Here is a 14,769-nt window from a genome sequence, read left to right on the forward strand (position 1 = left end):
CGATGACAAGCAGGCAGTCATCAGAAGGATGACAAGCTGCGGAGAGCGCCCTGAATGAGGTCGCCCCGACCGGCCGCCCAGGTCTCCTTCCTTGCCGCCGCCGCAGCCCTGGAGGCCATCGACCAGGCCGTGAGGGACGCGCAGCAGCCGCCCGCGGGATCTGCAGCGTCCACAGCGACGCCGAGTCGGCCGCGGGCCCGCACCCGGCTCTGGCTGCCTTGCTGATGCTGCGCGAGTTCCGCGAACAGCTCGCCGGCTGGGAGAGCGTGCTGATCGAAAGCGCCCGCAGCCGGGGCGCGAGCTGGGCTGCCTCTCCGGCCCGCTCGGGGTGGCCGGCCGTCAGGCCGCCGAGCGCCGCTACCTGCGACTGCGCCCCGGCGCCGACGAAGCACCGGCGAGCAGCGCGTCCAGGCCACGCGCGATTCACGCGCCGCTGACCGCGCCGTGACCGGCTGGGCCCGCGAGGACGCAGCCGGTCTGCGCCGGCCCGCCGGCCAGGTCACCTCCCTCGCGGGGCTCCCGACCGGCGCCCGGAACGCCGTCTGCGATCTGGACGAGGCCCTCGTCGAGAATGACGCCGCCCGACCGGACCATCGGCTGGCCAACGCGCACCGCGCGACGAAGGCGCCCCCGCCGCTAGGGCGGCGCCTCAAGGGTGGTGGTGAGGCCGGCGACGTAGTCGCGGGCGAGGGCAGAGGCGACCCGTCCGAGGAGGTCAACGGCCTTGAACGCCTCCCTCGTACGCCGCAACCGGGCCCACTGACTCCCCGCCAGCGGGCCGGCGGGGCACGGGGTCCAGGGGTCGGGAGCCCGGGCGGGAAACCGGGAGGGAAAGCGATGGGTGACATCCCCGTCCGCCGCGCCGCCACGGCGCCGGCGCACTGAGCACCAATGCACACGCATGAGCGGCCCGCAGCGGGTTACACGTCGTCAATGAAACCTGAACGCAGCGCGCCCGCAAGACCCGGCAGCCTCCCCGTACTGTGGCTGCTGCCGCTACAGACCGCCCTCGTTGTCGGCGTGGGGCTGTTGGTCACCGGCCCGCTCGCGGACCAGTGGCCGGTGGCGGCGGAAGACGGCATCAACCGCAGCCTGGCCGCGCACCGCGGCGGACCCGCCACGCCCTTCTCGGAGTGGTTGTCCCTGCTGGCCGGCACCCAGAGCATCATCACCCTCACCGCCCTCGCCGTCGCCGCGATGCTGGTGTTCTCGCGGGGGCGATGGCTGCGGGAGGCGGTGTTCCTGGCCGGGGCCGTGGCCGCGCAGTCGGCGGTCTTCCTGCTGGTCACCCTGGTTGTGGAACGGTCGCGTCCGCACGTGCCCCCACTGGACGCCGCCCCGCCGACCTCCAGCTTCCCCTCCGGGCATGTCGGCGCGTCGGTGGCCCTGTTCGGCGGCCTTGCCGTCCTCGTCGCCCTCCGTCCGCGCGGCGAGCGGTCATGGCTGCGGCACGCCCTGGTCGCCGCCCTGCTTCTGATTCCGCTGCTCGTGGCGTTCTCCCGGGTCTACCGGGGGATGCACCATCCCTCCGACGTGGTGGGCGGCCTGCTCAACGGCGCCTGCACCCTGCTCGTCATGACGCACGCACTGCTGCTGCCCGCTCGGCCCCGGCCGCTCGCGCATGCCGCCTTCGGTACCGTCCCGGCGGACCGGCTCCCGGCCGCCCGCCCCGCCTCCCCCGACGGGGCACCCCGGCGGGCCGTGGTGGTGCGCCACCCGCACGGCTGCGGAGCCGAACTGGCCGAGCACGTGCGGGACATCCTGCGCCGTCACGGCTACACCGACCAGGCGTGGACGGCGACGTCCGCCGAACACGCCGCCGGCGGACTCGCCGAGCGGATCGCCGAAGACGACACCGCCCTCGTCGTGGTCTGCGGCGGGGACGGCACCGTACGTGCCTGCGCCGACCTGCTGGCCGGCACCGGGATCCCGCTCGCGGTGGTCCCCTGTGGCACCGGCAACCTGCTCGCGCGCAACCTGCGGCTGCCCGCCGATCCGGCGGAAGCGCTGGAGGCGGCCCTGTCCGGGGAGACCGGGCGGATCGACGTGGGCCGGATCCGGGCCGACGGGTTCGGTTCCGCCCGCTTCACCGTCATGGCGGGAGCCGGCTTCGACGCCGCCATGGTCGGCGACGCCTCCGAGCGGGTGAAGGAGCGCCTCGGCTGGGCCGCGTACGTGCTGTCGGCCGTCCGCCACCTCGGCGATCCCCGGATGCGCCTGTCGATCCGCCTGGACGGGGGCCCCGTACGGGAGCGCCGCGCCCGCATGGTCGTCATCGGCAACGTCGGCAGTCTGCAGGGTGGCCTGCCGCTGCTGCCCGACGCCCGGCCCGACAGCGGTCGGCTGGAGGTGGTGCTGCTCGATCCTCGCGGAGCCCGTGGCTGGCTCGCGGCGGCCGGGCATCTGGGGGCGCGCGTGCTGCCCGGCCGGGCGGAGCCCGGGCCCGGCGGCGCGTACGGCACCGTGGCGGGCGGCGCGCTGGAGTACTTCAGCGCCGTACACGTCGACATCCGCTTCGCCCGGCCCCAGCCGCGCGAGCTCGACGGCGACGTCATCGGCACCGGCACCCGGCTGAGCGCGGAGGTGGAACCGGGCGCGCTGCGCATCTGGCTCCCGCCGCGCACGCCGTGCACACCGGGGGAGCAGGGGCGTACGGCCGCGGCCGGGGACGCCGCCGGGGAAGCGGGTCACGCCGAGCCGGCCGCGCACACCGCCGGCGGCTGAGCCGGGTTGAGGAGAAGCGACTTCGACAGGGGTGACGGGCATGGGAACCGCGACACGGGTACCGCAACGCCAGGACGTGGCGGCGGTGCCGGCCGAGCTGGACGTGGAGGGCGAGGAGCTCTCCGCCGAGGAGGCCGTGGCCGCGCTGCGGCGCCACGGCGGGTGGAGCCTCGTACGGGACTCCTTCATCCGCTTCCGGTACGCCGACGGCTTCAGCCACTCCAGGGCGCTGGCCCTGCAGACGGTCCTGTCCATCGTCCCGCTGGCCATCGCGGTCATCGGACTGTCCGACGCGCTGCACACCGAGGCCATCGGGCGAATAGCGGAGCTGACGATACGGAGGCTGGCGAGCGGGCCGAGCCAGGAGATGGTGGACGACGCCCTGGCGCAGAGCCGGCACCGGCCGGGGGACGGAAGCCAGGCCGCCCTCTGGCTGGGCCTGCTGTTCTCCGTCGTGAACGTGACCACCGCCCTGTGCCAGGTGGAGCGGGGCGCGAACCGCATCTACGGAAACGAACGCGACCGGCCGTTCCTGCACAAGTACACCCGAGGGCTGGTCATGTCGGTGCTCGCAGGCCTGCCGCTCGGACTCAGCTTCGCCGTCACCGTCCTCGGCGCGCACCTCAGCCGGGCCGTGGCCGAGGTGTACCACCTCAGCCCGGGCACCATCCGCGCCTGGGACCTGCTGCGCTGGCCCGTGGGCGTCCTGCTGGCCCTCCTGGCCACCAGCGCCATCTTCCGCCTCTCACCCCGCCGCACCCAGCCCGGCTACACCTGGCTGGCCTTCGGGGCGACGGTGTACCTGGTGCTGTGGCTGCTGGCGACGTGGGGGCTGAGCCTGTACGTCGGCGCCAACGGCTCCTTCGCCACCGTGTACGGGCCCCTCAGCGCGTTCGTGTCCCTGCTGCTGTGGTCCTACCTGACCTCCATGGCCCTGTTCCTGGGGCTGGCCTTCGCCGCGCAGCTGGAGGCCGTACGGGCCGGGGTGACCGAACCGGTCACGGAGGATCCCGGCGTCTGAACGCGGGGCGCGCCCGGTCCCGCTCGGTGGGACGGCCCCGACGCGCGGCGGAGAACACCTGAAAGGAAGCACGACGACCATGGCACGCACGGCACGGCATTCCACCCCGAGGCGTCTCCTCGCCCGGCTCGTCCCCGGCCGGTCGGGGCCCGACACCCGGTTCGGCGCACGGCTGCTGACGACGGTGGCCGCGACCGCCCTCGTGTCGGTGCCCTTCGCGCTCGCCCTGGTGCTGGTGGAGTCGCAGTGGGCACCGCTGCGTCGGCTGGACCACGGGACGGCCGAGCGGCTCCACACGGCGGCGCTGGAGCATCCCGCGTGGGTGCGGGTGCTCGACTTCCTGACCCATGTGGTGTGGGCCCCGGTGACGATGCGGCTGCTCGTGGCGGTGCTGGTGGTGTGGCTCCTCGTGCGCGGCGCCGTACGGCTGGCGCTGTGGGCGGCCGTCACCGCGACGGCCGGCGGCCTGCTCGGTCTGCTGGTGAAGAACGTGGTCGCACGTGCCCGGCCGCACCTGCCCGACCCGGTCTCCCACGCGCCCGGGTTCTCCTTCCCCTCCGGGCACGCCATGACGGCCACCACCTCCTGCGCGGTGCTGCTGCTGGCCCTGCTGCCGCTGGTGCCCCGCCGCCGGCGTCCGCTGCCGTGGGCGCTCGCGGCGGTCTCGGTGGTGGGTGTGGGCTACACGCGCGTGGCGCTCGGGGTGCACTGGGTGAGCGACGTGGTCGGGGGCTGGCTGCTCGGGCTGGCCGTGGTGACGGCGACGACGCTGGCCTTCGAAGCCTGGCGCGTGGACGTCGGGCGGCTCCGCACCACCCCCGCGCAGGGTCTGGAGCCGGAGATCCGCTCCGAGCACCCCGAGCCGCCGGTGGGCGCCCCGGAGCGTTACTGACCGTGTGCTTCCGGAGAGCCGCCAGGTGGTGACAGGGGGAGGGTTTGTCTCCCCTCTTGCCGATCTTCACGAGGGGTGGGAGGGGGCTGCTGCGTGCGCAAGCGGGACGGACGGTGGTAACAACTGTTACCATGCGTGGATGGCGAAGATACAGCTGGGTGCACGCGTGGACGAGGACGTAGCGGAGCTTGCGAAGAAGCGGGCTGCTGATCTGGGCCTGAGTGTCGGGGACTACCTGGCCCGGCTCGTGCAGGACGATGCCAGTGGTCTGCGTGCCCGTGCGGTGGACGCGGCCGCGCGCTTCCTTGCCGAGCACCAGGCGGTCTTCGATGATGCTGAGGCAGCCCAGGAGCCGCGGGGAGTGCGCGCGGCCTGATGGATCTGAACATCGACGTCCCCTGGATTCTGCAGGTCGCCGAGGCCGCCGGCGCCAACGATCCGGCCCCCGACGACTATGGTGTCCCGGTCTCGGCGGTTGCCCGTCACCGGGCCGAACTGTTCGAGCAGCCTGTCTATGACGGCCCTTACGCCAAGGCTGCTGCCCTGGTGCATACGCTGGGCCGGTGCCGCTGGCTGGAGCGCTCGAACATGGCCGTCGCTGCGGCGACCGGAGTCATGTACCTCGAGGCAGTGGGCATCCCGGTCAAGCCAACCCGTGAGGATGCGATCGCCCTCAAGGACCTGCTCCTCGACCCCGGCTGCACCGCCGAGCGGATCGCCGCTCTGCTGCGGACCTGGCCCACCGTGACCTGACGCCCGCACGGGGGAGCGGCTCCAGTGCGCAGGTGGGTGGGGCAGCGCCGGGTCGTGTCGGGGGTCATCGGCCGGGCGGGCTTTCGGCGGGTGCGGGCGACGCCGATCGCCGCGGTCCCGGGCGCAGTGCATCCTGCACCGTGGGGGTCTTGGCGGGCGGGCGCAGACCGCTGCTCGAGCCCGGCGGGACCATGGCCTGCCTTCTGATCATCTGATCAGGGGGGGCGGCGAGGCGAGTCTGTGGCCTTGCTCGATCAGCTCGCGGTCGCTGCGGAACGCTGTCTTGCCCGCGACGCCCACTACGGCCTCCTTCAGGCTGTGCTCGCCGGCGCCGATGTCGCTGAGCTTGCAGAAGTTGACGTAGCCCAGCGGACGAGGACGTACTCGTCGCCGACCGCGTTGACGGAGCGGCGTTGCGGCCGTGGCAGGCCCAAGCCGGCCAGTTCGCGGTCCACCTGTCGATAAATGCCGTCGAGGGTGAGCGGTTCCTCCTGCGCGAGCGCGTCGAGCAGGGCTGCGGTGATGCGTGCACCGGCGCGGGCGCGGGCCAGGTCCCGTTGGACGAGTTCCAGTGGTACCGAGGTGAAACCCGGCCGGGCCGGATCGGTGCCGGTCCGCGCCAGGTACAGCCGGCCGTCGTCGTCCAGGAGTCCGTGGCCCGCGTAGTAGACCAGCAGCATGTCGCCTGCCTCACTGGCGTCCCGTACCAGTGCCGCACCGACGGCGCGCTGGTTGCCCGGATCGTCGGTCACTCTTCACCGGACGCGGGAGGCTCGGCGAGGCGCTGATCTCCCTGACGACTGCCTCGACGTCCGGCGCACGTCAACGCTCACCCGTCGGCCGCCCGCAGCCGTGACGGTCACCTTCACGTCTGCCCGGCGCTGTGTCAGCCAGGTGGTCAGCGATCTGACGAGCACGGCCCCGGCGCTCCCCGAACTCAGGGACGCGTGCGCTCCTGGCGCGCTTGGGGGCTTCAGCCCCTACAACTGGCCAAGCGCCGGGGGCGATCATCGTGCAGGTTGAGTTCGGATTCCATGGGCACCGCGAAGCCCTGGCTAACGAGCCGATGCCCCAAGGATCACCCGAACAGGAACCCTGTTCGATCACGCCCGCTCACGCCCGCTCACGCCCGGAATACGGATGGCTTGTTAGGGATTGGGCCGCGCGCGGCAGTGCGGCTGCCCTAGCGTGAGCGGGGGTCTGGAGGGGCGAGTGAACAACCACATCAGTGGCGGGGTGTTCTTCAGTACGGTCGTGATGGGGCAGCAGATCAACATCACGCTCCCCCGCGAGGTCAAGCCGAGGCTGAACGCGCTGCCCGCGCGAGACTGGGCCTTCACCGGGCGCAGCGACGAGCTCGCCGAAGCGGTCGAAGGGCTGCAGCGATTCCGGCTGGTGACGATCGTTGGTATGCCGGGGATCGGCAAGACCAGACTGGCAATCGAGGCCGCCTGGCGGGCCTGGAAGGACGAGGGTCTGTTCCCCGGTGGAGTGCTGATCATCGAACTGCACAGCTACGACCACCGCAACCGGCTGTCGACAGCGCAAGCTCTCGGCGAGTTGCTGCGGGACTTGGCCATACCGGACGAGCACATCGAGCCCATTCGGAACGACGAGCAGGAGCTGGCCAAGCTGTACCGCTCGGTGCTGGCTGCCTACGCGGAGCATGGCCGGCGCTTGCTCATCGTGGTGGACGACACATCGGATGAGGAGCAGGCGAGTCCGCTACTGCCCAGCGACAGCCATCACGCTGCGCTGGTGACCTCGCGCCACAAACTGGTGCTCGGCGAGGCCCGGATGGAGCTGGGTTCCCTGGATGCGGACGCTGCCGTCGAGGTTCTGCGCCGAGTGCTCGGCGCAGGCGACACGAGGGTGGATGACGACCGTGTTGCGGCCGAGCGGATTGCCGACCTGTGCAGCCACCTGCCGCTCGCGCCCTTCAACCCTGGGCTGGAGTCGCTCGCCCGTGCCCACCTGATCGAGATCCCGCGCTGGGGCCGCTGGCGCTTCCACGACCTGGTCCGCCTCTATGCAGAGGAACGAGCTGCAGTTGATGGAGGCGGAGAAGTCGCCGAGGCGGAGCATCGGCTGTACACCTACTACCTGGAGACGGCGGCGGCCGCCGCGCTCAACCTCAACGACCTTGTCGCGATGAGCAACGACGGCCCGCTCTCCCGCTTCGTGGCAAACCCAAGCGCGGGCGTCACGTGGCTGGACGACGAGTACGCCAACCTGCTGGCCACGACCATCCGGGTACAGGATGCCGGATACACGAGGTTCGCGGTGATGCTCCCGGTTGCGCTGGGCGGCTACCTGCGGCTGCGCCGGGTCCTCCCTCAGTGGACGGCCCTCCTGAGGAACGCGGTCGCAGCGGGCGAGTCGCTGGGCGAGGCCGAACTCACGGGCATCGTTCTCGACCTTCTCGGGCTCGCCCTCCAGGACGAGGGGCGCCTGGATGATGCAGCTGCTGCCGCGCGCAGGGCCGCGAAGTACTTCCGCAAGGCAGGCGAAGGGTTCCGTGAGAACGTCGCGCTGAGTCACCTCGGCCGTGCGCTCGCGCGCCAGGGCAGGCACAAGCAAGCTGTCAAGATCCTCCGTCGTGCCGTGGACAAGATGGAGGGTCGAGGCGGAAGGATGACCAGCCGGGCGCACGCCCTCAAGGACCTCGCCGAGGCCCTGCTGCACCTGCGCGGGTTTGAGGAGGCCGCTAAGTACAGCGAGGAGGCCGCAGGCTGCTTCTGGATGCCGCTGAAGGACGAGATCTCCGAGGCCGAGGCACTGCTCTGCCAGGGCCGTGCCCTGCTCGCTCTCGGCGACCCCATGGCCTTGGTCCATCTCGACCGGGCAAGCCGGCACTTTCGCAAGCACGACAGGTTGGCGGGGCTGGCGTCGGCGCTCAACGCCATCGGCTGCGCGTTGTGGAGCGGCGGCAGCCGGGATGAGGCCATCAGAGTTCTGCATGAGGCAGCCGACTGTGCGGAGAAGGCTGCCGACGACCGGCTCCGGAGTGAGGTCATCGACAACCTGCTCTTGGCCTACACCATCCTCGGCCGCGTTGACGATGCGGCCCGGCTGGCGTCGGTGCACCACCCGAGAACGCTGCCGCCGTTGCCTGGTACCGCGCCGCCATACACCCCAGGCGAAGGAGGTGGCCGCGGAGGGTGGCGGCGCCTCAGAAGGTCCACTGGCCGATCCTGAGTGCACAGAAGACTCTGACGGCCCAATCCCGAACTGGGCGGCCCGCGCCGCACCGGCCTGCGGCAGCCTCCACCGCGCGGGCGAGCTTGCCGAGGCGCGAGGTGGCCAGGACCTGGCCGGGTCACCATGTCCACACGAACAACCCGGCTCAGCCGGCTGCCTGTTGGGCGGAAGGACCCCCGCCCGGGCGGCCTACGCCTTCACCTTCGCTCTGGCCTACGGCCAGGACGCGGACACCTGCCCGGTCCGCTGGGCGTCGGTAGGCTCAGTGGTCTCATGGGGGGTGTGATGCAAACATCAGGGCGGGGCGGCGAGGGGCAGAGGTACGCGCTGACCTCGGACGAGGGCGACAGCGATTTCTGGGGCTTTGCTCACGAGGCCGAGGGGATGTTCACGCCGCTGTCGGATGAGGAGGGAGCTCGCCGAGTGCACCTCACGGGCTGCCTTCCCCAGGGTGGCCTCCTGCGGAGCGTTGAGCACGTCGGCAGTGGTCGTGCCGTGGCGGGGAACGCCTGGTTCGACCTTCTCGACGGCGACGGTGCCACCATGGGGTCGTACTTCGTCAACGAGGTCACCGTCATCGACGTCAAGCCCGCCGCCTGTGGAGCCGGCCTCGTCGACCTCACGGTGACACTGTGGTGCCAGAACGCCTTGGCCGGAGCGGAACAGGTGTGGGACCTGATCCGCACGGGCCGCCTGAATCGCCCCGGCATGTGGCAGGAACTCGCTCCCGAGGACAGACGGGCGTGGCTGTCGGTGGCGCTGTGGTCCCAGGAATACCAACGTCAGGGACGGCCCGACGCCCCTGCAGGCCAGGTGTTCACGGTGGACGGCCGTCACATCGTTGACAGGGACACCTTCTACTGCGCGATCGGCGAGTCCGTCAATGGGCCCGGAGGATACTTCGGCTGGAACCTTGATGCGCTGGAGGACTGTCTGAGGGGCGGCTGGGGTGCCACCGCTCCGTTCACCTTGCACTGGGATTCCTCGGCCGAGGCCAGGGCCCGGTTGGTGGAGCGCGTGCCTGCTGGCGATCGCGAGGTCGCGTTGTTCGACCTGCTCCTCGAGATTCTCGAGGAGGCGCGCGTGAGCGTCATCCTTCAGTGACAGCTGGTCGCTTCCGGGGCCGGCCTGGGGAAGGTCGTTCGGACCCGAGCGATCCCCGAGCACCTGCGCAAAGGCAAGATCCGGGCCCTGATCCCCCAGCCGGCCTACCAGATCGCCAACCGCAGACGGTTGGGCCGCAAGGGCGGTCGGCCGCCGACCTTGGAGTGCACCGGCTCCTGCGGAGCTGCATTGAGCCGCTTCCTGCGGGGCAACGGCCTGGTCGTGATCGAGGTGAACCAGCCGGGCAAGGCCACCCGGCGCCGGCGGGGCAAGACCGACACCATCGACGCCGAAGCAGCCGCTCATGCCGTACTGTCGGGCCGCGCCACCGCGACAGCGAAGCACACGGACGGGCCAGCCGAAGCACTTCGCCTGGCAACACGCTTCCCTGGCATCAGGACGGCGCCTGCCGGCACCGCTCGGGGGTGTCATCGCCCGGTGAACCGGCTGACCGGGTCCGGGGTTACAACACGGCAACCGTGAAGGGGTTGTCGACGTAGCTGCCGTTGAGGTCGTAGGTGTAGACGGTGACGGCGTTCGTGCCGCAGACGGCGTTGGGGGTCGTGGTGAAGCTCCGGCGGTTGGAGTTGGGCAGTTCGACCTGGACCACGCTGAACGCCAGGTTCACCTGGTTGCTGACCTTCACGCAGTACCGGCCGGTGTTGATGTGCCGCACCCAATCGATGTTCTTCGCCCGCTTGAGCACGCCGGCGGCGGTGACGTCCGCCGCCGCCTGCACGTAGGGCGAGGTGATCGGCGTCGGGTCGGCCGCGGCGGCGGGAACGGCGAGCGGCCCGGTCAAGGCGGCAGCGGCAAGCAGAAGGGGCACAGAACGACGCATGACTCACACTCCCGGCGACGGCGCGACCCACAGCGAGCCGCGGATGGTCTCCCTACCGTCGCCGACACACCCGCCGGACGACTTCGCAGCCCACCCGGAATCGGCCGACCGTGACCGAACACCACCCGCCTGGCCCGTTCCGGTCGAGGGGCAAGGGTAGCGGGCGCCGGGTCAGAGACCGGCGAGCAGTGCGTCGAGCGGGGCGGGTACGCGGTCGTGGGGGAGGGCCTCGACGAGAGTCCGTCCGTAGCTGATCTTGCGTCCCTTCTTCGTGCCGAGGAAGCGTCGCAGCTGCTGCTGCGGGGTGCGGCCCCGCTGTGCGGGCTGGCGCAGGAAGGTCTGCAGGGGGCGCAGGTCGCCCTCCGAGCGTATGAGCTCCTGCACCCGTGTCACGCCCAGCGCGCGGATGAGCTCGTCCTCCAGATCCGCCGCGCAGACGTAGAACCCTTCGGGTGCCGCACCGGCGCGCTCCCAGCCGCGGGCGTAGTAGCCGCGCTCCGCCTCGTCGCACAGTCCCGTGAGGCGCAGGCCGAGGCCTCGCGGTCCGAGGAGGCCGGTAAACCGCCCGACACTCATCGCACCGCCCATCGGCAGGACGCAGACCCCCTCGGCCGCCAGGTCCCGGCCGCGGCGCGCGGCGAGCGCGCTGACCGCCGCGACGTCGCTCGCCCCTTCGAGCAGGACGACCGCCCGGACGCGCAGCAGCGCGGCCAGCTTGCGCGCACGGTCCCCGGTCCCGCCGGCCGCCCACGCGGTCACTGCCTCTCGGAACGATCCCATGTCAGTCATGAACGGAGTCTGCGCGCCGTGTGGCCACCGCGCCAGCAAGTTTCCGCCGCAGCGCACGGGACCGGTGACGGCCGCGTCAGGGCCGGTCCACACGCAGGTGGCAGCAGCCGTGTTCGACGGCTCGCACGTGGACCTGCGCGGTGTCCGGGCCGTACGTCCGATCGTGACGCGGCGGTGCCGCCCGCGCCGCCTGCCGCGCTGTCGTGGGCGCGAGGCGAAGCGTCCGCCGGGCCGGGAGGGTCTGAGGGTCGAGCTCTTCCAGCAGGCGCTGGGAGCGTTTGCCCAGGCCCAGTCCGTCGAGGACGCGGTCGGTCTCTGCGAGCAGCGCTCACCGCAACTGCCACTGGGCCGGGTCCTTCCGACCTCGCTCAGCAGGAGCTCCGCGAGCCGGTTGCGGCTTGACCCGGCCACCAGGGGCTCCCGGTCAGCCGGGCCTCTGCCTCCTCCGCCTTGGCGCTGACCTGGCGCACCTGGCGGATGATCAACTCGGTGAAGCTCTCCATCGCCCTGGCCGTGTGCCCGGACACCTTCCGCAGCGCGGCCCTGATCTCCATCGTGAACAGCGGGCGTCCGGGCGGCCAGCGCCCCCAACTCCCGGTGGATCACACGGGCGTCGAACGCGGCCATCAGGCCGAGGTCCTGCGCGGGCTGCGCCGACGAGCCGGGTTGACCTACGGGGCGTCCTGACGAGGCGCCGCCGGGGTGCGGGGTCTGCTCCCCCGGTGCAAGGGGCGTCTGGCGGCCATCCGTATGATCATCGCTCTCTCCCCAGTGAAGGTCGAAGAATCAGCGATGCCATCCCGTAAATCCCGCGGCAGGTACGCCGCTTGGGTCGCCACTGCAGCAGTGGCGGCGGTCCTTTCGGTTCCCCTGACCGGTTCCCCCGCTCTCGCGGCCCCCGGAGACCCGGCGGCCGCGTCCTCGTTCAACCTCAAGTCCGGACCCGACCTGAGCGCCCAAGTTGCCGACCTGAAAGCGGCCCTGCCCACACAGGGCGTTCAGGACCTCCTCGACCAGGGCAACCGGGTCGCGAAGACGGGCGCGTCCTGCACCTCGGACCCGTTCGGCTCGGGCGACGACGGCAACGTGCTCGCCCCTGCCAAGAAGCTCTGCTGGGATCCCGGCGACTCCGCCACCGACGAATGGATCCCCCAGGGCATGACCGGCGTCTCGGACGCCCAGACCGACGAGCTGTGGGGCTCGCGCAAGCCACTGGTCACTGCTTGGTACGACAAGGCCGGCGGCAAGGGTGTGCGGCTGTCGTTCCTCGACCCGCAGACCGAGATACCGGGCGACCCCGACGGTCGGCGCTACCGCCACGTTCTGCTGGTGGAGCCGTACTACAACAGCTACAACCACGTCTCGTACAAAGCGGTCGACATCCACGCGGGCGGCATCGCCTGGTACAAGTACTACCTCTACGTCGCGGACACCCTGAACGGCCTGCGCGTGTTCGACATGCGTTCCATCCTGGACCTCAACCCGGACCAGAACGCCTCGGTGGACGACACCACGCTGGACGGCCTGAAGAGCAACGTCCGCGACGACACGCAGATCGGCCGACAGAACAACGTCTACTACGGCTACACGTACCGGTACGTGATGCCGCAGGTGGCCTCGTACAAGTTCGTCAGCGCCCAGGGCAACACCTCCGCCGCGACCTGCGCGGCCACCGGAGCGCCGAAGGCGTCGTACATCTCCGTCGACCGCAGCGCCCCCACCGCTCCGGCCCTGATCATGGGCGAGTACTGCGACTCCGACGACACGCACCCCGAGAAGGGCCGGGTCGGCACACTGCCCATCGATGACGCCACCGGCCTCCTGAAGTCGGCCAACGGCGTGGTCGCCGCGACGGGCGCGTTCTACCTGCCCCGCGACCTCACCCAGGGCGCGGCACGCTACGACGGCATGTACTACTTCAACCGCAGCTGGACCACCCACAGCGGCAGTCTGCGCCGGGCGACCGTCTCCGGCGGCCGGCTGGTGGACTACGGCGCCAACATCACCAATGCGGTCGGTCCCGAGGACCTGTCCTTCGAGCACGGGCAGAGCGTGCCGGGCGGCGGCACGCAGTACCTGTGGTCGCTGACCGAGCACCGCATGGACGCCACGGACCCGACCTGCACCGACGCCGGCTCCCCCTGCGGCCGGGTGATCTACGCGCACCGGGTGACCGACATCCTGGCCCGCCCCTAGCCCCCGCTCCACCCCGTCGGGGCCGCCGACACCCGGGCGGCGGCCCCGGCGGTGCCCGGCGACGGCCGGGCCTTCGTGGCCCAGTGACGGTACGCAGTCGTTACGATCTCAGTCCGCGTCGGGCGAAGGGCCGGACCACCTGCGCCCCACCTGTGCCCTCCAGCTCAGGCTGGGCACCGCCGCGATGAAGCCCGCACCTGAGGGTCGCCCTGCCGATCAGGGGGGCCCGGGGGGAACAGCCGGGCCGGCGGACGCGGTTGCATCGACTGAGGTGATCGCGGCACGCCGACCGCGTACTCGGACGAAGAAGTATCTCTGCAGGAGGATTGATTTCCATGACCGACCGGCCCTTGACGCTCATGGCAGTGCACGCCCACCCCGACGACGAGGCCACGGGAACCGGAGGGGTCCTCGCGCGGTACGCGGCGGAGGGCATCCGCACGGTTCTCGTCACGTGTACCGACGGCCGTTGTGGTGACGGACCGGAAGGTGTCAAGCCCGCTGACCCCGGGCACGATCCGGCGGCCGTCGCCCTGATGCGCGGTGAGGAACTGCGGGCGAGCTGTGACGTGCTGAACGTCAGTCATCTCGAGACGCTGGACTATGCGGACTCAGGGATGATGGGCTGGCCGAGCAATGACGCCCCCGGATCCTTCTGGCAGACCCCCGTGGAGGAGGGCGCAGCCCGACTTGCGGAACTGATGCGGCACTACCGACCCGATGTCGTCGTCACTTACGACGAGAACGGCTTCTACGGCCACCCCGACCACATCCAGGCCCACCGCATCACGATGGCGGCGCTGGAGATGACCGCGCTGACGCCGAAGGTGTACTGGACGACGGTGCCCCGCTCGACGATGCAGCGGTTCGGGGAGGTCATGCGCGAGTTCCACGAGGACATGCCGGAGCCGGACCCCGCCGAAGCCGCAGCGATGGCGGAGATCGGCCTCCCCGACGATGAGATCACCACCTGGGTGGACACCACCGCCTTCAGCGGCCAGAAGTTCGATGCGCTGGCTGCGCACGCCAGTCAGGGCGAGAACATCTTCTTCCTCAAGATGGGCAAGGAGAGGTTCGGCGCGTTGATGGGCATGGAGACCTTCGTACGCGTCAAGGACCACACCGGCGCGCCCGTACCCGAGAACGACCTCTTCGCCGGACTGCGCTGACCCGCCCGCCCGCCCGGCCGCGGCACCGCGCGCGCCGGCGGGGCCCGCCGCCCGCCCCCGCCGAGGCGGAGTCGGGCGG

The 14,769-nt window shown here is 71.3% G+C and carries 14 protein-coding genes and 2 pseudogenes; 12 read left to right on the plus strand and 4 right to left on the minus strand.

Translation table 11 applies throughout. The features are described 5' to 3' along the window. Positions 1-54 precede the first annotated feature (54 nt). The 6 genes and pseudogenes from AB0F11_RS29995 to AB0F11_RS30020 form a co-directional block, all read left to right on the plus strand. A pseudogene (locus AB0F11_RS29995) lies at positions 55-582 on the plus strand (HSP18 transcriptional regulator); the annotation flags it as partial. A gap of 351 nt (positions 583-933) precedes the next feature. After that, positions 934-2,724 (plus strand): diacylglycerol kinase family protein, encoded by a 1,791-nt coding sequence (locus AB0F11_RS30000; protein ID WP_362180302.1) that lies wholly within the window; start codon positions 934-936, stop codon positions 2,722-2,724. Positions 2,725-2,764: 40 nt separating this feature from the next. After that, the gene (locus AB0F11_RS30005) at positions 2,765-3,745 is read left to right on the plus strand and encodes a YihY/virulence factor BrkB family protein (protein WP_362180305.1); all 981 of its coding nucleotides are present in this window, start codon (positions 2,765-2,767) and stop codon (positions 3,743-3,745) included. A gap of 79 nt (positions 3,746-3,824) precedes the next feature. Next, positions 3,825-4,637: a phosphatase PAP2 family protein gene (locus AB0F11_RS30010; protein WP_362180308.1), complete on the plus strand. Its 813-nt coding sequence runs from the start codon at positions 3,825-3,827 to the stop codon at positions 4,635-4,637. Positions 4,638-4,776: 139 nt separating this feature from the next. Then, a complete protein-coding gene (locus AB0F11_RS30015; RefSeq protein WP_362180311.1) occupies positions 4,777-5,013 on the plus strand; it encodes a hypothetical protein in 237 nt (78 codons plus the stop codon). Further along, entirely contained in the window at positions 5,013-5,390 is a 378-nt protein-coding gene (locus AB0F11_RS30020) for a fic family toxin-antitoxin system, toxin component (RefSeq protein WP_362180314.1), read from the plus strand. Before AB0F11_RS30015 ends, AB0F11_RS30020 begins: the two co-directional genes overlap by 1 nt. A gap of 311 nt (positions 5,391-5,701) precedes the next feature. Here the strand turns inward: AB0F11_RS30020 and AB0F11_RS30025 are convergent, their stop codons facing one another. Then, entirely contained in the window at positions 5,702-6,142 is a 441-nt protein-coding gene (locus tag AB0F11_RS30025; protein WP_362180317.1) for a hypothetical protein, read from the minus strand. A gap of 3 nt (positions 6,143-6,145) precedes the next feature. Continuing rightward, positions 6,146-6,367, minus strand: a complete 222-nt coding sequence (locus AB0F11_RS30030; protein WP_362180339.1) for a hypothetical protein — start codon at positions 6,365-6,367, stop codon at positions 6,146-6,148. A gap of 235 nt (positions 6,368-6,602) precedes the next feature. Here AB0F11_RS30030 and AB0F11_RS30035 point away from each other — a divergent pair, with 235 nt between their 5' ends. From AB0F11_RS30035 to AB0F11_RS30045, 3 genes and pseudogenes are all read left to right on the plus strand, one after another. Beyond that, positions 6,603-8,588 (plus strand): tetratricopeptide repeat protein, encoded by a 1,986-nt coding sequence (locus tag AB0F11_RS30035; protein ID WP_362180320.1) that lies wholly within the window; start codon positions 6,603-6,605, stop codon positions 8,586-8,588. 276 nt (positions 8,589-8,864) lie between these two features. Beyond that, positions 8,865-9,695 (plus strand): barstar family protein, encoded by an 831-nt coding sequence (locus AB0F11_RS30040; protein ID WP_362180322.1) that lies wholly within the window; start codon positions 8,865-8,867, stop codon positions 9,693-9,695. A 78-nt stretch (positions 9,696-9,773) separates the two neighbouring features. Continuing rightward, a pseudogene (locus AB0F11_RS30045) lies at positions 9,774-9,860 on the plus strand (IS5/IS1182 family transposase); the annotation flags it as partial. Positions 9,861-10,158: 298 nt separating this feature from the next. On the opposite strand, the gene AB0F11_RS30050 reads toward AB0F11_RS30045, so the two are convergent. Both AB0F11_RS30050 and AB0F11_RS30055 read right to left on the minus strand, forming a co-directional pair. Further along, complete coding sequence (locus AB0F11_RS30050; protein ID WP_362180325.1) at positions 10,159-10,536, minus strand: hypothetical protein; 378 nt, start codon at positions 10,534-10,536, stop codon at positions 10,159-10,161. Between the two features lie 171 nt (positions 10,537-10,707). After that, positions 10,708-11,325, minus strand: a complete 618-nt coding sequence (locus AB0F11_RS30055) for a TOPRIM nucleotidyl transferase/hydrolase domain-containing protein (RefSeq protein ID WP_362180328.1) — start codon at positions 11,323-11,325, stop codon at positions 10,708-10,710. Positions 11,326-11,775: 450 nt separating this feature from the next. Between AB0F11_RS30055 and AB0F11_RS30060 the strand changes: the two genes are divergently transcribed. The 3 genes from AB0F11_RS30060 to AB0F11_RS30070 all read left to right on the plus strand — a co-directional run bounded on the left by AB0F11_RS30060 (position 11,776) and on the right by AB0F11_RS30070 (position 14,690). Beyond that, a complete protein-coding gene (locus AB0F11_RS30060) occupies positions 11,776-12,012 on the plus strand; it encodes a hypothetical protein (protein WP_362180331.1) in 237 nt (78 codons plus the stop codon). Positions 12,013-12,117: 105 nt separating this feature from the next. After that, complete coding sequence (locus tag AB0F11_RS30065; protein WP_362180333.1) at positions 12,118-13,521, plus strand: hypothetical protein; 1,404 nt, start codon at positions 12,118-12,120, stop codon at positions 13,519-13,521. A 335-nt stretch (positions 13,522-13,856) separates the two neighbouring features. Beyond that, on the plus strand, positions 13,857-14,690 hold the full coding sequence (locus AB0F11_RS30070; protein ID WP_362180336.1) for a PIG-L family deacetylase: 834 nt from the start codon (positions 13,857-13,859) through the stop codon (positions 14,688-14,690). The last annotated feature ends 79 nt before the right edge of the window (positions 14,691-14,769 follow it).

Origin of the sequence: Streptomyces sp. NPDC032472, from assembly GCF_040636955.1 — a bacterium.
Taxonomy (GTDB): Bacteria; Actinomycetota; Actinomycetes; order Streptomycetales; family Streptomycetaceae; genus Streptomyces.

Excerpts from the sequence above, each read along its gene's own strand:
- AB0F11_RS30000 (WP_362180302.1), top strand. The coding sequence starts at position 934 with ATGAAACCTGAACGCAGCGCGCCCGCAAGACCCGGCAGCCTCCCCGTA.
- AB0F11_RS30010 (WP_362180308.1), top strand. The coding sequence starts at position 3,825 with ATGGCACGCACGGCACGGCATTCCACCCCGAGGCGTCTCCTCGCCCGG.
- AB0F11_RS30050 (WP_362180325.1), bottom strand. The coding sequence starts at position 10,536 with ATGCGTCGTTCTGTGCCCCTTCTGCTTGCCGCTGCCGCCTTGACCGGG.
- AB0F11_RS30055 (WP_362180328.1), bottom strand. The coding sequence starts at position 11,325 with ATGACTGACATGGGATCGTTCCGAGAGGCAGTGACCGCGTGGGCGGCC.
- AB0F11_RS30070 (WP_362180336.1), top strand. The coding sequence starts at position 13,857 with ATGACCGACCGGCCCTTGACGCTCATGGCAGTGCACGCCCACCCCGAC.
- AB0F11_RS30040 (WP_362180322.1), top strand. The coding sequence starts at position 8,865 with ATGGGGGGTGTGATGCAAACATCAGGGCGGGGCGGCGAGGGGCAGAGG.
- AB0F11_RS30005 (WP_362180305.1), top strand. The coding sequence starts at position 2,765 with ATGGGAACCGCGACACGGGTACCGCAACGCCAGGACGTGGCGGCGGTG.
- AB0F11_RS30015 (WP_362180311.1), top strand. The coding sequence starts at position 4,777 with ATGGCGAAGATACAGCTGGGTGCACGCGTGGACGAGGACGTAGCGGAG.
- AB0F11_RS30065 (WP_362180333.1), top strand. The coding sequence starts at position 12,118 with ATGCCATCCCGTAAATCCCGCGGCAGGTACGCCGCTTGGGTCGCCACT.
- AB0F11_RS30020 (WP_362180314.1), top strand. The coding sequence starts at position 5,013 with ATGGATCTGAACATCGACGTCCCCTGGATTCTGCAGGTCGCCGAGGCC.